At 70.5% G+C, this 19,724-nt stretch carries 22 protein-coding genes and 1 pseudogene; 18 read left to right on the top strand and 5 right to left on the bottom strand.

What is annotated here, in order from left to right:
- On the top strand, positions 1–1,242 hold a 1,242-nt coding region (rho, locus tag QM572_RS06350), incomplete at its 5' end, for a transcription termination factor Rho (protein WP_415091195.1).
- Between the two features lie 9 nt (positions 1,243–1,251).
- On the opposite strand, the gene QM572_RS06345 is transcribed toward rho, so the two are convergent.
- Positions 1,252–1,941: a FadR/GntR family transcriptional regulator gene (locus QM572_RS06345; RefSeq protein ID WP_415091193.1), complete on the bottom strand. Its 690-nt coding sequence runs from the start codon at positions 1,939–1,941 to the stop codon at positions 1,252–1,254.
- 143 nt (positions 1,942–2,084) lie between these two features.
- On the opposite strand from QM572_RS06345, the gene QM572_RS06340 reads away from it, so the two are divergent.
- The 17 genes from QM572_RS06340 (at position 2,085) to QM572_RS06260 (ending at position 16,195) form a co-directional block, all read left to right on the top strand.
- On the top strand, positions 2,085–2,591 hold the full coding sequence (locus QM572_RS06340; protein ID WP_415091202.1) for a gluconokinase: 507 nt from the start codon (positions 2,085–2,087) through the stop codon (positions 2,589–2,591).
- 98 nt (positions 2,592–2,689) lie between these two features.
- Entirely contained in the window at positions 2,690–4,006 is a 1,317-nt protein-coding gene (locus tag QM572_RS06335) for a GntP family permease (protein ID WP_415091200.1), read from the top strand.
- Positions 4,007–4,138: 132 nt separating this feature from the next.
- Positions 4,139–4,345 (top strand): 50S ribosomal protein L31, encoded by a 207-nt coding sequence (gene rpmE, locus QM572_RS06330; protein ID WP_415091191.1) that lies wholly within the window; start codon positions 4,139–4,141, stop codon positions 4,343–4,345.
- Positions 4,346–4,354: 9 nt separating this feature from the next.
- Positions 4,355–5,428: a peptide chain release factor 1 gene (gene prfA, locus QM572_RS06325; RefSeq protein WP_415091198.1), complete on the top strand. Its 1,074-nt coding sequence runs from the start codon at positions 4,355–4,357 to the stop codon at positions 5,426–5,428.
- 7 nt (positions 5,429–5,435) lie between these two features.
- Positions 5,436–6,308: a peptide chain release factor N(5)-glutamine methyltransferase gene (gene prmC / locus QM572_RS06320; protein ID WP_415091189.1), complete on the top strand. Its 873-nt coding sequence runs from the start codon at positions 5,436–5,438 to the stop codon at positions 6,306–6,308.
- Positions 6,309–6,313: 5 nt separating this feature from the next.
- A complete protein-coding gene (locus tag QM572_RS06315; RefSeq protein WP_415091187.1) occupies positions 6,314–6,991 on the top strand; it encodes an L-threonylcarbamoyladenylate synthase in 678 nt (225 codons plus the stop codon).
- Between the two features lie 49 nt (positions 6,992–7,040).
- Entirely contained in the window at positions 7,041–8,156 is a 1,116-nt protein-coding gene (locus tag QM572_RS06310) for a glycosyltransferase family 4 protein (RefSeq protein ID WP_415091185.1), read from the top strand.
- Between the two features lie 106 nt (positions 8,157–8,262).
- On the top strand, positions 8,263–8,682 hold the full coding sequence (locus QM572_RS06305; RefSeq protein ID WP_415091183.1) for a hypothetical protein: 420 nt from the start codon (positions 8,263–8,265) through the stop codon (positions 8,680–8,682).
- 61 nt (positions 8,683–8,743) lie between these two features.
- Positions 8,744–9,532 carry a F0F1 ATP synthase subunit A gene (gene atpB, locus QM572_RS06300; RefSeq protein WP_415091181.1) on the top strand — a complete coding sequence of 263 codons (789 nt, stop codon included), beginning with the start codon at positions 8,744–8,746 and terminating at the stop codon, positions 9,530–9,532.
- Between the two features lie 31 nt (positions 9,533–9,563).
- Positions 9,564–9,773, top strand: coding sequence for an ATP synthase F0 subunit C (locus QM572_RS06295; protein ID WP_227782961.1), 210 nt, complete (start codon positions 9,564–9,566; stop codon positions 9,771–9,773).
- A 28-nt stretch (positions 9,774–9,801) separates the two neighbouring features.
- Positions 9,802–10,350 (top strand): F0F1 ATP synthase subunit B, encoded by a 549-nt coding sequence (locus tag QM572_RS06290; protein WP_415091179.1) that lies wholly within the window; start codon positions 9,802–9,804, stop codon positions 10,348–10,350.
- Positions 10,350–11,174, top strand: coding sequence for a F0F1 ATP synthase subunit delta (locus QM572_RS06285; RefSeq protein WP_415091177.1), 825 nt, complete (start codon positions 10,350–10,352; stop codon positions 11,172–11,174). Before QM572_RS06290 ends, QM572_RS06285 begins: the two co-directional genes overlap by 1 nt.
- 56 nt (positions 11,175–11,230) lie before the next feature.
- Complete coding sequence (gene atpA / locus QM572_RS06280; RefSeq protein ID WP_415091175.1) at positions 11,231–12,868, top strand: F0F1 ATP synthase subunit alpha; 1,638 nt, start codon at positions 11,231–11,233, stop codon at positions 12,866–12,868.
- A 19-nt stretch (positions 12,869–12,887) separates the two neighbouring features.
- The gene (locus QM572_RS06275) at positions 12,888–13,802 is read left to right on the top strand and encodes a F0F1 ATP synthase subunit gamma (RefSeq protein ID WP_415091173.1); all 915 of its coding nucleotides are present in this window, start codon (positions 12,888–12,890) and stop codon (positions 13,800–13,802) included.
- A 23-nt stretch (positions 13,803–13,825) separates the two neighbouring features.
- A complete protein-coding gene (atpD, locus tag QM572_RS06270) occupies positions 13,826–15,289 on the top strand; it encodes a F0F1 ATP synthase subunit beta (RefSeq protein WP_415091171.1) in 1,464 nt (487 codons plus the stop codon).
- A 2-nt stretch (positions 15,290–15,291) separates the two neighbouring features.
- The gene (locus QM572_RS06265) at positions 15,292–15,708 is read left to right on the top strand and encodes a F0F1 ATP synthase subunit epsilon (RefSeq protein WP_415091169.1); all 417 of its coding nucleotides are present in this window, start codon (positions 15,292–15,294) and stop codon (positions 15,706–15,708) included.
- Positions 15,709–15,736: 28 nt separating this feature from the next.
- Positions 15,737–16,195, top strand: a complete 459-nt coding sequence (locus QM572_RS06260) for a DUF2550 domain-containing protein (protein WP_415091168.1) — start codon at positions 15,737–15,739, stop codon at positions 16,193–16,195.
- Positions 16,196–16,346: 151 nt separating this feature from the next.
- Here QM572_RS06260 and QM572_RS06255 read toward each other — a convergent pair whose 3' ends face one another.
- The 4 genes and pseudogenes from QM572_RS06255 to QM572_RS06240 form a co-directional block, all read right to left on the bottom strand.
- Positions 16,347–16,988, bottom strand: a complete 642-nt coding sequence (locus QM572_RS06255) for a cob(I)yrinic acid a,c-diamide adenosyltransferase (protein ID WP_415091166.1) — start codon at positions 16,986–16,988, stop codon at positions 16,347–16,349.
- A 31-nt stretch (positions 16,989–17,019) separates the two neighbouring features.
- Complete coding sequence (locus tag QM572_RS06250; protein ID WP_415091164.1) at positions 17,020–17,988, bottom strand: 2-hydroxyacid dehydrogenase; 969 nt, start codon at positions 17,986–17,988, stop codon at positions 17,020–17,022.
- A gap of 5 nt (positions 17,989–17,993) precedes the next feature.
- A complete protein-coding gene (locus tag QM572_RS06245; RefSeq protein ID WP_415091162.1) occupies positions 17,994–19,481 on the bottom strand; it encodes a xylulokinase in 1,488 nt (495 codons plus the stop codon).
- 31 nt (positions 19,482–19,512) lie between these two features.
- Positions 19,513–19,724 (bottom strand): annotated as a pseudogene (locus QM572_RS06240) (3-hydroxy-5-phosphonooxypentane-2,4-dione thiolase LsrF); the annotation flags it as partial.

Raw genomic sequence — 19,724 nt, 5'->3', positions numbered from 1 at the left:
GACGCGGGCGAGGAGGGCGGCAGCCGCCGCAACCGCCGCCGCCGCGGGCGTGACCGCGACCGGCCCAACCGCCCGGCCGGCGGTCAGGTCGACACCGAGGTCCGCGAGGACGACGTGCTCGTGCCGGCCGCGGGCATCCTCGACGTGCTCGAGCAGTACGCCTTCGTCCGCACCAGCGGCTACCTGCCCGGCCCCGACGACGTCTACGTCTCCCTCAACATGGTCCGCAAGCTCGGCCTGCGCCGCGGCGACGCCATCGCCGGCCAGGTCCGCCAGCCGCGGGAGGGGGAGAACAAGCAGAAGTTCAACCCGATGGTGAGGATCGACTCGGTCAACGGCGCGCCGCCCGAGCAGGCCTCCAGCCGGGTCGAGTTCGCCAAGCTCACCCCGCTCTACGCCCACGAGCGGCTCCGCATGGAGACCGGCTCGGACAACCTCATCGGCCGCGTGATCGACCTCGCCGCGCCGATCGGCAAGGGCCAGCGCGGCCTGGTCGTCTCACCGGCGAAGGCCGGCAAGACGATGATCCTGCAGTCGATCGCCAACTCGATCACCACCAACAACCCCGAGTGCCATCTCATGGTCGTGCTCGTCGACGAGCGCCCCGAGGAGGTCACCGACTTCCAGCGCTCGGTCAAGGGCGAGGTCATCGCCTCGACCTTCGACCGCCCCGCCTCGGACCACACGATCGTCGCGGAGCTCGCCATCGAGCGGGCCAAGCGGCTGGTCGAGCTCGGCCACGACGTGGTCGTCCTCCTCGACGGCATCACCCGGCTCGGCCGGGCCTACAACCTCGCCGCCCCCGCGTCGGGCCGGATCCTCTCCGGCGGCGTCGACTCCGCCGCGCTCTACCCGCCGAAGAAGTTCTTCGGCGCCGCCCGCAACATCGAGAACGGCGGCTCGCTCACCATCCTCGCCACGGCCCTCGTCGAGTCCGGCTCGAAGATGGACGAGGTGATCTTCGAGGAGTTCAAGGGCACCGGCAACATGGAGATCCGGCTGCGCCGCGACTTCGCCGAGAAGCGGATCTTCCCGGCGATCGACCCGATCGCCTCCGGCACTCGCCGCGAGGAGCTGCTGCTCAGCGAGGAGGAGCTCCAGATCGTCTGGAAGCTGCGCCGGGTGCTCTCCAACCTCGACCACCAGCAGGCGGTCGAGCTGCTCCTGGAGCGCCTGAGGAAGTCGCGGAGCAACATCGAGTTCCTGATGCAGGTGCAGAACACCACTCCCGCCGAGATCTAGGGCCACACCCTAGTCCCGAAGCTCGGCCATCGCGGCCGCCGCCTCCTCGATGATCGAGCGCATGTCCCGCTCGGCGGTGGCCGCGTCCTGGTTGCGTACGGCGAGCGCGACCGCCTCGTGCAGCGCGATCGCCTCGGGGTTGGGACGGTCGGGCATCAGCCCGTGGTGGGTGCGTCCGCCGAGCACCTCGGTGACGACGTCGCCGAGGCCGGCCAGCATCTCGTTGCCGCTGGCCTCCAGCAGGGTGCGGTGGAACCGCTGGTCCGCGACGAGGTAGGCCTCGAGCTCGCCGGCCCGGCCGTGGACGGTCATGTCGGAGACCGCGACCGCCAGCCGGCGGCACTGCTCGGGCGTCGCTCGGATCGCGGCCAGCCGCGCGGCCACCGGCTCGATCCCGGTGCGCAGCTCCGAGAGGGAGAGCAGCTGCGCGACCCGGTCGCTGCCGTCGAGCCGCCAGCGGATCACCCTCGGGTCGAAGACGTTCCACGCCGCGCGCGGCTGGACGGTGATCCCGACCCGGCGCCGCGAGGCGAGCAGGCCCATCGACTCCAGCACGCGGACCGCCTCGCGGGCGACGCCCCGCGAGACGGCGTACGCCGTGCAGAGGCCCTCCAACGTGAGGACCTCGCCCTCGGCACGCTCGCCCGAGACGATCGCCGTCCCCAGGCTGGCGAGCACTGATCCGTGCAGCTCCGTCACGCCGCCGATCCTAATCGGATGATGATTGGATCGTGCTACTTGAAAAAGTATGACTTTTGATGTCAGATGTGACGGTGACCACATCGCAGCCGTCGCAGCACTCTCCTCAGCAGCGTCACCAGCAGCCTCAGCTGATCGTCGTCATGGGCGTCTCGGGCTCCGGCAAGTCCTCGGTGGGCGCAGCCCTCGCGCAGCGACTCCGCGTGCCGTTCGCCGACGCCGACGACATGCACCCCGCGGCCAACATCGCGAAGATGTCGGCCGGTCATCCCCTCGATGACCACGACCGCCACCCCTGGCTGGAGACGATCGGGGAGTGGCTCGCCGCGCACGCGGCGACCGGGGGAGTGATCAGCTGCTCGGCGCTCAAGCGGAAGTACCGCGACCAGCTCCGCCATCACGCCCACCAGGTGGTCTTCCTCCACCTGCACGGCACCCGCGAGGTCATCGCCGAGCGGCAGGCCAGCCGCCCGGGCCACTTCATGCCCGCCTCGCTGCTGACCTCGCAGTTCGCCACCCTCGAGCCGCTCGCTCCTGACGAGCGCGGCCTCGTCATCGACGTCGCCCAGCCGGTCGACGCCATCGTCCAGGAGTACGTCGACCGCTCGGCCGGCCTCCGCGTCCCCGCCCCCACGGCTCAGGAGAAGTGATGTCCACCCTCGCCCTCGTCCACGCCGGCGTCCACACCGGCGTCGCCACCGCCGGCGGCACCGACCTGATCGAGCCCGTCGCCCCCGGCTGGCAGCTCATGCTCGCCGCGGTCGCGGGCATCGCCGTGATCGTCGTCCTCATCATGGCGCTGAAGCTCCACCCCTTCCTGGCCCTGATCCTCGGCTCCTTCACCGTGGGGCTCGTGGCGTGGGAGAACGTCAACGACGTCCTGACCTCCTTCACCGCCACCTTCGGGACCACGGCGGCGGGCGTCGGCCTGCTCATCGCCCTCGGCGCGATGTTCGCGAAGCTGCTCGCCGACTCCGGCGGCGCGGACCAGATCGTCGACACCATCGTCGGCCACGCCTCGCCGCGGATGCTGCCGTGGGCGATGGCGCTCATCGGCGCCATCATCGGGCTCCCGATGTTCTTCGAGATCGGCCTGGTCCTGCTCATGCCGGTGATCTACCTCGTCGCCCGCCGCGCCCAGGTCTCCCTCATCGTCGTCGGCATCCCCGCGCTCGCCGGCCTCTCGGCGATGCACGGGCTGGTCCCGCCGCACCCCGGTCCGCTGCTCGCCATCGAGAACCTCGGCGCCGACCTCGGCACCACGCTGGCGCTCGGCGTCCTCGTCGCCATCCCGACGGTCATCGTCGCGGGCCCGCTGTTCGGGCGGCTCGCCGGCACCTGGGTCCAGGTCGAGGCGCCGAGCACCTTCGACCGCGACGAGGACGAGCAGGGCCGCCGCCCCGGCTTCGCGCTCACCCTGGCCAGCGTGCTGCTCCCGGTCGCGCTCATGGTCGGCAAGGCCATCGTCGACATCGCGATCGACGACCCCGACAACGGCGTCCGACGCGTCTGGGACATCCTCGGCAACCCGCCGATCGCGCTGCTCATCGCCGTCGTCGTGGGCATCTTCACGCTCGGTGGGGGCGCCCGGTTCAGCCGCGAGCAGATCAGCTCCTCGCTGGAGAGGTCCCTGCCGCCGATCGCCGGCATCATCCTGATCGTCTCCGCCGGTGGCGGCTTCAAGCAGGTCCTCATCGACACCGGCATCGGCACCGTGCTCGCCGACTGGGCCACCGAGCGCAACATCTCGGTCATCCTGATGGCCTGGGTGCTGGCCGTCCTCATCCGCCTCGCCACCGGCTCGGCCACGATCGCCACCATCACCGCCAGCGGCCTGATGGCCAGCCTGATGGACGGCCTCTCCAGCGGCGAGGTCTCCCTCGTCGTCCTCGCCGTCGGCGCCGGCTCGGTCTTCTTCAGCCACGTCAACGACGCCGGTTTCTGGCTGGTCAAGGAGTACTTCGGGCTCACCGTCCCCCAGACGCTGAAGTCCTGGTCGCTCATGGAGACGGTGCTCTCGGTGTCCGGGCTCGTCTTCACGCTCCTGCTCAGCATCGTCGTCTGAGCTGCCGGCCGAGCGAGGACGCCGACCGGGAATTAGGCGCCGTACGGGTGCGTTCCTACACTTGATCCGTTCCGGCACCGGTTCACCCGCCGCTCCTGCGGGCGGGACCCGGGCCACGATGAGAGGAATCCCATGAAGACCGACATCCACCCCGAGTACGTCGAGACCCAGGTGACCTGCACCTGCGGCAACTCGTTCACGACTCGCAGCACGATCACCTCCGGCGCCATCCGCGCCGACGTGTGCTCCGCGTGCCACCCGTTCTACACCGGCAAGCAGAAGATCCTCGACACCGGCGGTCGCGTCGCGAAGTTCGAGAAGCGCTACGGCAAGAAGTAAGGCAAGGCCCTGTTCGACGCCGTCGAAGGGCTGATCGCTGAACACGGGGAGATCGAGCGCAGGCTCGGTCTCCCCGAGGTTCATTCCGACGCCCGTCTCTCCAAGCAGCTCAACACCCGCTACGCGCAGCTGAGCGCGATCATCGCGACCTACCGCGACTGGCAGGGCCTCGGCGACGACATCGAGGCCGCCGACCTGCTGGCCCACGAGGACGCGTCGTTCGCCGAGGAGGCGGCCGAGCTCCGCACCCAGCGGGAGGCGGCGGCGGAGCGGCTGCAGCGGCTGCTGATCCCGCGCGACCCCTCCGACGACAAGGACGCGATCCTGGAGATCAAGTCCGGCGAGGGCGGCGAGGAGTCCGCCCTCTTCGCCGGCGACCTGCTCCGGATGTACTCCCGGTTCGCCGAGCGCGTCGGCTGGAGATGCGAGATCATCGACGCGGGCGAGTCCGACCTCGGCGGCTACAAGTCCGTCACCGTCGCGGTGAAGGCCAAGGGCACCCCCGAGCCGGGCAAGGCTCCCTACGCGCTGCTCAAGTTCGAGGGCGGCGTCCACCGCGTCCAGCGGGTGCCGGTGACCGAGTCCCAGGGGCGGATCCACACCAGCGCCGCCGGCGTGCTCGTGATGCCGGAGGCGGAGAGCGTCGACGTCGAGATCCACGACAACGACCTGCGCATCGACGTCTTCCGCTCCTCCGGCCCCGGCGGGCAGAGCGTCAACACCACCGACTCCGCGGTCCGCATCACCCACCTGCCCACCGGCATCGTGGTGAGCTGCCAGAACGAGAAGTCCCAGCTGCAGAACAAGGAGCAGGCGCTCCGCATCCTGCGCGCCCGGCTGCTCGCCGCCGCCGAGGAGGAGGCCGCCGCGGCCGCCTCCGACGCGCGGCGCTCGCAGATCCGCACCGTCGACCGCTCCGAGCGGATCCGCACCTACAACTTCCCGGAGAACCGCGTCTCCGACCACCGCACCGGCTACAAGGCCTACAACCTCGACGCCGTCCTCGACGGCGACCTCGCGCCGGTGCTGGACTCGGCCGTCGAGGCGGACCTCGCCGCCCGCCTGGCCGCCCTCGAGGCGTGAGCCTCCGATGAGGCGGCGGGCGCTGCTCGCGTCGGCGAGCGCGCGGCTGGCCGAGGCCGGCGTCTCCTCGCCCGAGTACGACGCCGGCACGCTGCTGGCGCACGTCCTCGGCGTCCCACGCGGCAGTCTCGTCCTGGTCGACGACGTCGCCGACTCCGACGCCCGCGCCCTCGACGCGCTGATCGCCCGCCGGGCGGCGCGCGAGCCGCTGCAGCACCTCACCGGCGTGGCCCACTTCCGCCACGTCGAGCTGGCCGTCGGGCCGGGCGTCTTCGTCCCCCGGCCCGAGACCGAGCTGCTCGCCGGCTGGGCGATCGAGGCCTGCGACCGCCTCGAACGGCCGGTCGTGGTCGACCTGTGCACCGGCAGCGGCGCGATCGCCAAGGCGATCGCCCACGAGGTCCCGCGAGCCGAGGTCCACGCCGTGGAGCTCTCGCCCGACGCCCACGACTGGGCGGACCGCAACCTGGAGGGCACCGGGGTCGACCTGCGCCTCGGCGACGCCTTCGAGGCCTTCGACGAGCTGGCCGGCCAGGTCGACGTGGTGGTCTGCAACCCGCCGTACATCCCGCTGGAGGCCTGGGAGTCGGTCGCTCCCGAGGCGCGCGACCACGACCCGCACCTCGCGCTCTTCTCCGGGGACGACGGCCTCGACGCGATGCGCCGGCTCGCCGACCGGGCCGCGCTCCTGCTCAAGCCCGGCGGCGTGCTCGGCGCCGAGCACGCCGACGAGCAGGGACCCTCCGCGGCGGACGGGGGAGCGGCCGGCGTCTTCGCCGACGCGCGTCGCGGGGGCTCGGCCGGTCGCTGGACCGACATCCGGGATCACGAGGACTTGGCGGGCCGTCCGCGCTTCGTGACGGCGAGACTGGCACGATGAGTGCCATGGCGACGCGACTGTCCACCGAATTCAGCCAGGCCCGCGAGGAGGCGGTCACCGCGGCCGCCGACGCGGTGATCAAGGGCGAGCTGGTCGTGCTGCCGACCGACACCGTCTACGGCGTCGGGGCCGACGCGTTCAACCCGAAGGCAGTCCAGGCCCTGCTCGACGCCAAGGGCCGCGGCCGGACGATGCCACCGCCGGTCCTCGTCGCGGAGACGACCACCCTCGACGCCCTGGCCACGGCCGTCCCGGCCTGGGCGCGTGGCCTCGCCGAGGCCTTCTGGCCGGGTCCGCTCACGCTCGTCTGCCGCGAGCAGACCTCGCTGAAGTGGGACCTCGGCGAGACGAAGAGCACGGTCGCGATCCGCGTCCCCGACCACCCGGTCGCCCTGGCGCTGCTCGAGCGCACCGGGCCGCTCGCGGTCAGCTCGGCCAACCTCACCGGCCAGCCGGCCGCCACCGACGCCGAGCAGGCGGAGGCGATGCTGGGGGAGAAGGTCGCGGTGATCCTCGACGACGGCGCCACCCCCGGCGACTCCGACGCCCCGTCCACGATCGTCGACGCCACCTCGGCCACCCCCCGGCTCCTGCGCCTCGGCGCCCTGAGCGTCGACGACCTCAACCGGGTGCTCGCCGAGCACGGTGAGGCGATCGACGCCGGCGAGGCCGCCGGCACGTGACCGCCCCACGAAGCCACTCGCCACGCTCGCGCCGTCGCGGGGGGCGTGGATGAGGGCCTTCCTCCTCATCTTCCTCGTCGCCGCGGCGGTCACCTACCTGCTGACCGTCGTCGCGCGGGAGATCGCGCTCCGCACCGGGGCCGTCGCGCGGGTCCGCGACCGCGACGTGCACGACGAGCCCATCCCCTACATGGGCGGCGTCGCGATGTACGGCGGCCTCCTCGCCGCCTTCCTGGTCGCACGCCAGGTGCCGTTCGTCTCGAACAGCACCTTCACCATCCACGACGCGGGAGCGGTCCTCATCGCGGGCGCCGTGATCTGCCTCGTGGGCGTGGTCGACGACATCTTCGAGATCGACGCCCTCACCAAGCTCGGCGGCCAGGTGATCGCCGTCGCGATCCTCATCCGCCTCGGCATCCAGTACTACTGGTTCCCGACCGGCGGGCAGGGACAGCTCTCCCTCGATCCCACGCAGGGCGCCCTGCTGACCGGCCTCATGGTCATCGCCACCGTCAACGCGGTGAACTTCATCGACGGCCTCGACGGCCTGGCGGCCGGCGTCGTGGGGATCGGCGCGCTGGCCTTCTTCACGTTCTCCTACACCCTGAGCCGGGTCAACGACCTCGCGCTGGCGAGCGCGCCGCCGCTGCTCTCCATCGCGCTGGCCGGCGCCTGCGCGGGCTTCCTGGTGCACAACTGGAACCCCGCCCGTCTCTTCATGGGCGACTCCGGCTCCATGCTCATCGGCCTGGTCCTGTCGGCGAGCGCGATCAACCTGTCCGGCCAGTTCACCGCCGGCCAGCTCTCCCAGGGCGCCGCGGGGTCGCAGTCGAGCCTGCTGCCGACCTTCCTCCCGCTGGCCCTGCCGCTCCTCATCCTGATCGTGCCGCTGGCGGACCTCGTGCTCGCCGTCGTACGCCGGACCCGGGCCGGCCGCTCGCCCTTCGCGCCCGACAAGCAGCACCTGCACCATCGCCTGCTCGAGATCGGCCACAGCCAGCGCCGCGCCGTCCTCATCATGTGGCTGTGGGCCGCGCTCATCGCGTTCGGCTCCGCCTTCGCCAGCCTCTTCGCGGGTCCGCTGATGTGGACCGTCCTCGCCGCCGGCCTCGCGGTGACCCTGGCGCTCACCTTCGTCGTGCCGCGCATCGACGCCGGCCCTTGATCGATCAATTGAGGCGCCGGACACCGCTTGTGCTAGTTTTCACAAGCACCCCGAGTAGGGTGCGACGAGCCCCTTGATCACCGCTGAGAGAAACGGCCGCCCGACGATGACGACCGAGACAACGCGCACGTTCGTGCTGCGCGGCGCGCTCTCGTGGTCGGTGGCTCCGCTGGTGCTCGCGATCGTGGTCGCCGCCCTCGTCGCCGGCGCGTCCGGAGCGGCCGGCGCGGCGGTCGGTGGTCTCGTCACCGTCGTGGTGCTCGGCGCCGGCACCTGGCTCGTCGTGCGCGTGGCCAGCGTCTCTCCGGCCGCCTCGCTGCTCGCCGCGCTGTGCGTGTTCACGGCGCAGGGCGGCCTCCTGCTCGCGACCCTCGCGATCGTCTCGGCCGTCGTGGGGGACCCCCAGCTGACCTGGTGCGCGGTCGCCCTGATCGCCGTCACCGTCGTCTGGACGACCGCCTTCGGGTTCTTCGTCCGCAAGGAGCGGATCCCGCTCTTCGACCTCTCCGGGGCGAATGCCTCGTGAGGGTCCCTGCCTGCTATCTTTCGCACCCGACCGGCCCCCAAGCACAGAACGAGGAGACCGCGTGAGCCTGCCCGCCACGACGATCCACGCCGAGGAGTTCCACACCCCCGGCCCGTCGGACTTCGAGCTGCCCGCCATCTTCGGCGACGTCACCAAGCCGATGCTGCTGGTGGTGCTCTCGGGAGTCATCGCGTTCGCGCTCTTCTACGCCATGTCGCGCAAGGCGGCGGTCGTCCCGGGCCGTCTCCAGTTCGCGGGGGAGTACGTCTACGGCTTCGTGCGCAACACCATCGCGCGCGACACCATCGGCGGCCACGACTACATGCGCTTCGTCCCGCTGCTCTTCGGGATCTTCGTCTTCGTCCTGATCAACAACTTCTACGGCGTCATCCCGTTCATCCAGTTCCCGACGATGTCGCACATCGGCTACACCGCCGCGCTCGCCATCATCATCTGGCTGACCTACAACGTCGTCGGCATCGTCAAGCACGGCTTCCTCGGCTACCTCAAGCACCAGACCGTGCCCGCCGGCATCAGCGGACCGATCCTGATCATGCTGATCCCGCTGGAGTTCTTCTCCAACATCATCGTCCGGCCGTTCACGCTCGCGCTGCGTCTCTTCGCGACGATGTTCGCCGGCCACCTGCTGCTCGCCCTCTTCTCCGTCGGCGGCGCCTACCTCATCCAGCACTACGACCCCAGCGCTCTCGGGGTCACCGCCGGTGTCCTGTCGTTCGTGATCGGCATCGGGGTCAGCTTCCTCGACATGCTGGTCATGTTCCTGCAGGCCTACGTCATCACTCTGCTGTCGGCCATGTACATCGGCAGCGCCATCGCTGACGAGCACTGATCGCTCGTCACCAACTGAAAGGAAACCCACCATGGGTGGCACCCTCAACATGATCGGCCTCGGCCTCGCCGCCATCGGCCCGGCCATCGGCGTCGGCCTGATCTTCGCGGCGTACGTCGCCGGCGTGGCCCGTCAGCCCGAGGCCCAGGGCCGGCTGCAGAGCATCGCCATCTTCGGCTTCGTCCTCGCCGAGCAGTTCTTCATCATCTCGCTCGCCCTGGCGTTCGTTCTCAAGCCCTGATCCCCCTCGGGGAGTCTGAGAGATATCCATGTTCACGACGTTTGTCCTGGCGGCGGCAGAGGAGACGGCCGAGGAGCCGAACCCGCTGATCCCGCACGTTCCCGAGATCATCCTCGGCTTCATCGTCGTCGCGATCCTCGTGTTCGCGTTCGCGAAGTTCGTCATCCCGAACTTCGAGAAGGCCTACGCCGAGCGCACCGAGGCGATCGAGGGGGGCATCGCCGCGGCCGAGTCCAAGCAGGCCGAGGCCGACGCCAAGCTGGCCGAGCTCGAGCAGCAGCTCGCCGACGCTCGGCACGAGGCTGCGCGCATCCGCGAGGAGGCGCGCGCGCAGGGCGCCGAGATCGTGGCCGAGCTGCGTGAGCAGGCCCAGGCCGAGGCCTCGCGCATCGTCGAGCACGGCAAGACGCAGATCGAGGCCGAGCGCCAGCAGGCCATCACGTCCTTGCGGGCCGAGGTCGGCAGCCTGGCCACCGGCCTGGCCGGCAAGATCGTCGGCGAGAGCCTCGAGGACGAGGCTCGCCAGAGCCGCATCGTCGAGCGCTTCCTGGCCGACCTCGAGGGTAGCGAGGCCTGATGGACTTCCGGGGAGCCTCCGCCGACGCGGTCGCCGCGCTCACGAACGAGCTTTCCGGCGACGTGTCGGGTGACGCTGCGCTGTCCGAGGCCGCCGCCGGCCTCTTCGCGGCCTCGCGGACGCTGCGCGCCGAGCCGGCCCTGCGCCGGTTCGCGACCGACGCCTCGATCGAGGCGGCGGCCAAGCAGGGCCTGGTCCGCGACCTCTTCGGCGGCAAGCTGCCCGAGGGCGCGCTGTCGGTGCTGACCTCGGCGGTCGGGCGCCGGTGGACCCACGGCGGGGACCTTCCCGACGCGCTGGAGCACCTCGGCGAGGTGGCCCTGGCGCGCTCGACCGGCACCGGCGCCGACACGCTCGTCGACGAGCTGTTCAGCGTCGAGCGCGCGGTGCAGGAGAGCCCCGAGCTGCGCGACGCGCTGTCGGACCCGACCCGCTCGGTGGCCGACAAGGAGGCGCTCGTCGAGTCCCTCCTCGCGGGCAAGGCGCTGCCGGCGACGGTGGCCTTCGCCAAGCAGGCGCTCGGCGGCACCTACCGGACCGTGACGGTCGCGCTCGCGGCGTACCAGAAGGTGGCCGCCGGCGTTCGCGACGAGGGCGTGGCGACGGTCCGCGTGGCGGCGCCCCTCACCCCCGAGCAGGAGACCCGCCTGGCCGCTGCGCTGGCGCGGCAGTACGGCCGGGAGATCCACCTCAACACGCTGGTCGACCCCGCGGTCGTCGGCGGGATCAAGGTCGAGATCGGTGACGACGTCATCGACGGCTCGATCGCCAGCAGGCTCGACGACGCGCAGCGTACCCTGGCCGGCTCCGCCGGCCGGGCATAGGCACTGCCGCGAGCTGACCCCAGACTCACCATTCGTAGAAGAGAGAAGGCACCGACATGACGGAGCTGTCCATCCGTCCCGACGAGATCCGGGACGCGCTGGCGAAGTACGTCGCCGACTACAAGCCGGAGGCGGCCAGCACGGAGGAGGTGGGCACGGTTGCCCAGACCGCCGACGGCATCGCCCGTGTCAGCGGCCTCCCCTCCGCCATGGCCAACGAGCTCCTCGAGTTCGAGGACGGCACGCTCGGCCTGGCGCTGAACCTCGACACCCGCGAGATCGGTGTCGTCGTGCTCGGCGACTTCGACAAGATCGAGGAGGGCCAGACGGTCCGCCGCACCGGCGAGGTCCTCTCCGTCGCCGTCGGCGACGGCTACCTCGGCCGCGTCGTCGACCCGCTCGGCAACCCGATCGACGGCCTCGGCGACATCGAGACCGTCGGCCGCCGCGCGCTGGAGCTCCAGGCTCCCGGCGTGATGGCCCGCAAGTCGGTCCACGAGCCGCTCGCCACGGGCATCAAGGCCATCGACTCGATGACCCCGATCGGCCGCGGCCAGCGCCAGCTCATCATCGGCGACCGCGCCACCGGCAAGACCACGGTCGCGATCGACACGATCATCAACCAGAAGGCCAACTGGCAGACCGGCGACCCGACCAAGCAGGTCCGCTGCATCTACGTCGCCGTCGGGCAGAAGGGCTCGACCATCGCCTCGGTGCGCGGCGCCCTCGAGGAGGCCGGCGCGCTGGAGTACACCACGATCGTCGCCGCCCCGGCATCGGACTCGGCCGGCTTCAAGTACCTCGCCCCCTACACCGGCTCGGCCATCGGCCAGCACTGGATGTACGACGGCAAGCACGTCCTCATCGTCTTCGACGACCTCACCAAGCAGGCCGAGGCCTACCGCGCCGTCTCGCTCCTCCTGCGCCGCCCGCCGGGCCGTGAGGCCTACCCGGGCGACGTCTTCTACCTGCACAGCCGGCTGCTCGAGCGCTGCGCGAAGCTCTCCGACGAGCTCGGTGCGGGCTCGATGACGGGCCTGCCGATCATCGAGACGAAGGCCAACGACGTCTCGGCGTTCATCCCGACCAACGTCATCTCCATCACCGACGGCCAGATCTTCCTGCAGTCCGACCTCTTCGCCGCCAACCAGCGCCCCGCCATCGACGTCGGCATCTCGGTGTCCCGCGTCGGCGGCGCGGCGATGACCAAGGCGATGAAGGGCGTGACCGGCTCGCTCAAGGTCGACCTCGCGCAGTACCGCGCGATGGAGGCGTTCGCCATGTTCGCCTCCGACCTCGACGCCGCGTCGAAGGCGCAGCTCGCCCGCGGTCAGCGCCTCATGGCGCTGATGAAGCAGCCGGCCTACTCGCCGTACTCGGTCGAGGAGATGACCGTCTCGCTGTGGCTCGGCACGTCGGGCCGCCTCGACGCGGTCCCGGTCGAGGACGTCCTCAAGTTCGAGCAGGAGTTCCTGGAGTACCTCACGTCCGGCAAGTCCGGCATCCTCGCCGGCATCGCCGAGACGCTGAAGTTCGAGGACTCGACCGAGTCCGAGCTCATCGCGGCGTACGACGACTTCCTCCCGCAGTTCGAGACCTCGGAGGGCGGCTCGATCAAGCCGGGCACCTCCAACGCGGAGGCGCTGGAGGACGACGAGGTCGAGCAGGAGCAGATCGTCAAGCAGAAGCGCTGACGAGGGAGTCTGACGACCAATGGCAGTTTCACTGCGTGAATACCGCGCGAAGATCCGATCGACCGAGTCGATGAAGAAGATCACGCGCGCCATGGAGCTCATCGCCGCCTCGCGCATCATCAAGGCGCAGCAGCGGGCCAGTGCCGCGGCTCCGTACGCGCGTGAGCTGACCCGGGCGGTGTCGGCCGTGGCGACGTACTCCAACGTCGACCACGCGCTGACCACCGAGCCGGAGAACCCCACGCGTGCCGCGGTCCTCGTCATCACCAGCGACCGCGGTCTCGCGGGCGCCTACTCCTCCAACGTGATCCGCGAGGCCGAGGATCTCGTCGCGCGGCTCACCGAGCAGGGCCTGGGCGTCGACATCTACGTGTCGGGGCGCAAGGCGGAGGCCTACTTCAAGTTCCGCAACCGTCCCGTGGTCAAGGTCTGGTCGGGCTTCTCCGACCAGCCGACGTTCGACGTGGCCAACGAGATCGGCGAGACGCTCGTCGCGGCCTTCCTGGCTGGCTCCGAGTCCGAGGGCGGCGTCGACGAGGTCCACCTCGTCTATACGCGGTTCGTCTCGATGCTCAACCAGAAGCCGACGGCGCTGCGCCTGCTGCCGCTCGAGGTGGTCGAGAGCATCGAGCCGCCCGCCGAGGGCGACGTGCTGCCGCTCTACGAGTTCGAGCCGAGCGCCGAGCAGGTCCTGGACGGGCTCCTGCCGGCGTACGTCGAGAGCCGGATCTGGTTCGCGCTGCTCCAGGCCGCCGCGTCCGAGCTCGCCGCCCGTCAGAAGGCGATGAAGTCGGCGACGGACAACGCCACCGAGCTCATCAAGAAGTACACCCGGATCGCCAACCAGGCCCGTCAGGCCGGCATCACCCAGGAAATCAGCGAGATCGTCGGAGGCGTCAACGCGCTTGCTGACGCCAACTCCGCGAACGACTGATATCTACGAGAAGGTTTGAGAACATGACTGCAACCGCTGAAGAGACCGCCCCCACCGGGACGGCCACCGGCCGGATCGTCCGCGTCATCGGCCCGGTCGTCGACGTGGAGTTCCCCGTCGACGCGATGCCCGACATCTACAACAAGCTCGAGGCGACCGTCGACCTCGTCGGCGACGACGAGCCCGGCGAGACCGTGCTGCCCTTCGAGGTCGCCCAGCACATCGGCGACGGCGTCGTCCGCGCCATCTCGCTCAAGCCGACCGACGGCCTCGTCCGCGGCCAGGCCGTAACCGACACCGGCGACCAGATCACGGTCCCCGTCGGCGACGTCACGCTCGGCAAGGTGTTCAACGCCACCGGCGACATCCTCAACCTCGAGCCCGGCGAGAAGGTCGAGATCACCGAGCGATGGGGCATTCACCGCAAGGCGCCGGCCTTCGACCAGCTCGAGCCGAAGACCCAGATGTTCGAGACCGGCATCAAGGTCATCGACCTGCTCACCCCCTACGTCCAGGGTGGCAAGATCGGCCTCTTCGGCGGAGCGGGCGTCGGCAAGACCGTCCTCATCCAGGAGATGATCGCCCGCGTCGCGCGCAACCACGGCGGTGTCTCCACCTTCGCCGGCGTCGGCGAGCGCACCCGTGAGGGCAACGACCTCATCCACGAGATGCAGGACGCCGGCGTCTTCGGCCAGACCGCCCTGGTCTTCGGCCAGATGGACGAGCCGCCGGGCACGCGTCTGCGGGTCGCGCTGTCGGCGCTCACCATGGCGGAGTACTTCCGCGACGTCCAGAAGCAGGACGTGCTCCTCTTCATCGACAACATCTTCCGCTTCACCCAGGCCGGCTCCGAGGTCTCCACGCTGCTCGGCCGGATGCCGTCCGCGGTGGGCTACCAGCCCAACCTGGCCGACGAGATGGGCCAGCTGCAGGAGCGGATCACCTCGACCCGGGGTCACTCGATCACCTCGATGCAGGCGATCTACGTGCCGGCCGACGACTACACCGACCCGGCCCCGGCGACCACCTTCGCCCACCTGGACGCCACCACCGAGCTGTCCCGTGAGGTCGCCTCCCGTGGCCTCTACCCGGCGGTCGACCCGCTGACCAGCTCCAGCCGGATCCTCGATCCGCAGTTCATCGGCGAGGACCACTACAACACCGCCACCCGGGTCAAGCAGATCCTGCAGCGCAACAAGGAACTCCAGGACATCATCGCCATCCTCGGCGTCGACGAGCTCTCCGAAGAGGACAAGATCCTCGTCGGCCGGGCTCGCCGGATCCAGCAGTTCCTCAGCCAGAACACCTACATGGCGACCAAATTCACCAATGTGCCGGGCTCCACCGTTCCGTTGGCCGACACCATCGAATCGTTCAAGATGATCTGCGACGGCGAGGTCGACCACGTCGCCGAGCAGGCCTTCTTCAACGTGGGCGGCATGGACATGGTCATGGAGAACTGGGACCGGATCCAGAAGGAGGGCTGATCGTGGCCGAAGGCGACGTCCTGTTCGTCGACGTGGTGGCCGCCGATCGCCGGATCTGGGAGGGTGAGGCACTGTCGGTGATCGCCCGCACCAGCGAGGGCGACATCGGCATCCTGCCCAACCACGAGCCACTGCTTGCGGTGCTGGTGCCGTGTGCCGCGGAGGTGCTGACCGCGGACGGCAAGCGTGAACTGATCGCCATCGACGAGGGCTTCATCTCGGTGGCGGACAACCGGGTCGCGCTGCTCACCCAGTACGGCCGGCTGGCCCACGAGATCTCCTTACCGGAGGCGGAACGCGAGTTCTGGGACGCTCGGAAGAAACGCGAACTGGGTGACACCAGCGAGGAGACCCGGCAGCACCATGACCGGGCCCGGGCTCAGATCGCCGTAGCCAGGAAGGCCCAACAGGCTTCCTGACACGGCCGCGTACGGGGAGGGTACGAGGATGGATGTGATCGGCACGGTCGAAGTGGTGCTGATCATCGCCTTCGTCGCCCTGCTCGGCGCGGTCGGCGGGATCTGGCTGCGGCGGCGCTGGCTATCCCGCGCCGGCGGCGCTTTCGCCTGTAGCTATCGACACGGAAACCAAACTCCGGGCACCCGCTGGGTGCTCGGAGTCGCGCGTTATCGGGGTCATGAACTGCAGTGGTTTCCGGCCTTCTCACTGTCGCTGTGGCCCAGCCGGCGTTTCGACCGCGGCCTGGTGAAGGCCGGCGAGCAACGCGATCCGGACGCCCGCGAGGCCGCCGAACTGCTGGAGGACCAGCGGATCGTCGGCATCCAGGGCACCCCGGACGAGGTGGAACTGGCGATGGCGCCGGACTCCATGACCGGCCTGTTGAGCTGGCTGGAGGCGGCACCCCCCGGGATGCGCTACCGGCCCTCCCCGGCGTCCCCGGACTGAGGTCGGCGGTCGTCGATCGGTACGACGGGGACGGTTCCTTTCGTCCCACTGGTAGTACCTGTGGCACGGCGGGGACGGTTCCTTTAGTCCCACTGGTGCTACCAGTGGGACGAAAGGAACCGTCCCCAGCGTCCCACTTCTCCGGTGTCGGTCAGCCGTTGCCTTCGGCGGCCTTCTGGCGGCGCCGGGCGGCCCGCGGTTCGACCGGCGTCCGGTCGGTGCCGGGAACCCAGAGCACGTCGCCGACCTCGGCGTTCGCGACCCGGGAGGCCAGGAAGAGCAGATCCGAGAGCCGGTTCAGGTAGGTCAGCGCCAGCGAGTTCAGCCCGCCCTCGACGTCCAGGCCGTACTCTTGCGCGGCTCGCCAGGCGGTGCGCTCAGCGCGCCGGACGATGGTGCGAGCCACGTGCAGCTGGGCGGCGGTCTGGCTGCCGCCGGGCAGGATGAAGGAGTTCAGCGGGCCGAGCCGGGCGGAGAACTCGTCGCACCAGCCCTCCAGCCGGTCGATGCTGGACGCGATGATCCGCAACGGCTCCCAGGGCGGGTTCTCGGCCAGCGGCGTGGACAGATCGGCGCCGACGTCGAACAACTCGTTCTGGATCAGCCTGAGCGCGCCGTTCAGGTCCGCGGGCAGGTCGCCACGGGACGTCGCGACGCCGAGTGCGGCGTTCGCCTCGTCCACCTGGCCGTAGGCCTCGACCCGCAGATCGGTCTTGGCGGCCACGGAGTTGTCCGACAGCCGGGTCTGGCCGGCGTCCCCGGTGCGGGTATAGATCTTGGTGAGGTGGACCATGCCCTCAACCCTATGCCCGACCCGCGCGACTTCAGGGCAGCGGGACGGGGGTCTCGGCCGGCTCGCCGGCCAGCACCCGGGTCACGTTGCGGACCGCCAGCCGGCACATATTGTCCCGGGTGACGTCGCCAGCACTGGCGATGTGCGGCTGCAGCACCACCGTGTCGAGTTCGCGCAGCGCCGGGTTGATCGTCGGCTCACCCTCGAAGGTGTCCAGCGCCGCGCCGGCCAGCCGGCCGGAGCGCAGCGCCTCGATCAACGCCGCCTCGTCGACCACTCCGCCGCGCGCAGCGTTGATCAGGTAGGCGCCGGGCTTCATGGACGCGATCGCGGCGCCGTCGATCAGGTGCCGAGTGGACGGCAGCAGCGGCACGTGCAGCGACACCACGTCCGAGGTGGCCAGCAGTTCGGGCAGGGTCACCACGTCCACGCCGGCGACCTGGGTGCCCGGCTCCAGGTCGGTGCTGGCCGTCACGATCCGCATCCCGAAGGCGGCGGCACGCCGAGCCACCGCGCGTCCGATCCGGCCGAAGCCGACGATCCCCAGCGTCGCCCCGGCGCTGATGTCCAGCCCGACCATCATGGTCGGACCCCAGATCCACGGCTCGCCGCTGCGGGCGAAGCGGTCCGCCTCCACCACCCGGCGGGTCAGGGCCAACAGCATCGCGACGGTGTGGTCGGCGGTGGCGTCGTCCAGGACGCCGGGGGTGTTGGTGATCACCACGCCTCGCCGCTTCGCCTCGGCCAGGTCGATGTTGTCGAAGCCGACCGCGACGTTGGCGACCACCTTGAGCTGCGAACCGGCGGCGTCGAAGAACTCCGCGTCGATCCGCTCGGTGAGGGTGACGATCGCGGCCACGGCGCCGGCCACGTCGGTGAGCAGCCGCTCCCGGGTGGGCGGCGCGATCTCACCGACCACCAGCGGGACGCCCAGGCCGGGCAGCTCGTCCATCACCGCGGCGGTGAGGGTACGGGCGACATAGAGGTGTGCAGCGGGCATTCGGGTCAGCTCCTTGGTCGGGCGGGTTCGGGCAGGATCGGGGCCAGCGGGTCGCGTCCGGTCACTTTGGACCATTCCTCCCGGAAACGCTGCCAGCGTTGTTCGGCGCGCGCCACCCGCTTGGCGCGCGGCTTGACCCGGCTGGTGGTCAGCCGCCGCGGGATCACCGCGTGCACCGCCTCGGCGCACATCGCCGCCGCGCCGATCGCCGGCAGGTCCGGTTCCAGGGCGACGTCGTAGCGGCGTCCGGTGGCGTCGGCCAGCAGCTGCGGCAGCACCGGATCCTCGCCGAACGCCCCGGTCAGGTAGATCGCGGAGTCACCGGGCGGAACGGTGGCCTCCAGCACCATCCGGTCGGCGAAGATCACCCCGTCCAGCACGGCTCGGGCCAACTGGGCCCGGGTCGTGGTCCGGGTCATGCCGGTCAGTCCCGAGCAGGGCTGTTCGAACCAGAACGGGCCGCGTTCGGGCATCACGTGCGGAATGTAGAACGGTGCGGACTCGACCTCGTCCGGTGACAGGGTGACGGCCAGCCGGATGATCTCCGCCACCGCCGACTCCTTGCCGCCGAAGCCCAGCACGGTGGCCGCCACCGCCAGCGAATCGCCGCCGTTGGTGACGCCGTTGATCAGCCACTCGCCAGGACGCAGGCCGCGGCGCTGCAACGCCCGCGCCCGCAGGTCGGGGGCGTCCAGGCAGCTGTTCACCACGTGGGTGGTGCCCATGATCAGGAACGGGTTGGTGCCCGGCGACGTGCCCAGGGCGTAGGACGCCGCCGGCGTGTCGGCGCAACCCACGATCACCGGCACCCCGCGGGGGATGCCGGCCAGCGCGGCGAACCCGGTGCCGGCCTCGCCCAGCACGTCCATCGGCTGCCGGATCGGCGGCAGCACCGTGGCGTCGATGGACAGCTCGGACAGCGTCCGGGGCAGCCAGCCGGGCTGGTAGCCGATGGTGTCGAAGACACCCGAATAGGACGCCTGGGTCGGGTCGATGGCGACCTGTCCGGTGAGTTGCAGGCCAAGCCAGGTGCCGGCGAAGCCGAGGGTCACCATCCGGTCGAAGGCGTCCGGCTCGGCCTCCCGCAGGTAGTGGTACGCGACGGCGGCGAAGGTGGACTGGGACGGGTGATTGCCGGTGGAGCGGATCGCCTTGGTCGAGCGCAGCCGGCTGTAGTGGGCGAAATACGGGGTCAGCGCCGGATTGTCCCAGGTGACCGCCAGGGTGACCGGGTAGCCGTCGTCGCCCAGCGGCACCACGGTGGGGCAGTGGGTGTCGATGCCGACGCCGCTGATCTGCTCCAACTCCGGGCCGAGCTGCCGGCACACCGCCAGCAGCGACTCCTCCCAGGCGGCCGGGTCGGCCCGGCCCACGCCGCCACGCCGGGAATCCGGGTGGGCGGCGCGGGCGCGGGCGATGGTTCGTCCGTCGTCGGCGATGATGACGCCCTTGGTGGCGGACGTGCCGAGGTCGAGTCCGAGGAAGGTTCTCATCGTTGAGGCTCCTTGCGTTCGAGGGGACGGCTCAGCCGAGCAGCTTCACCGCTTCACCGGGATCGGTGCCGTCGTGGATGACCGCCTTCAGCGCGTGCACCATGGCACCCGGGTCGTCGGCGCCCCAGATGTTGCGGCCGGTGGTCATCCCGGCGGCGCCGGCGTCCATCACGGCGGCGGCCTGGTTGAGCACGTCGATCGGCTGGGGTGCCGGGGCACCACCCGCGGCGACCACGATGGTCG

Source organism: Nocardioides sp. (assembly GCF_047607365.1).
Classification (GTDB): domain Bacteria; phylum Actinomycetota; class Actinomycetes; order Propionibacteriales; family Nocardioidaceae; genus Nocardioides.
The sequence above is the reverse complement of the archived record's forward strand: the minus strand, read 5'-3'. Positions and strand labels throughout refer to the sequence as shown.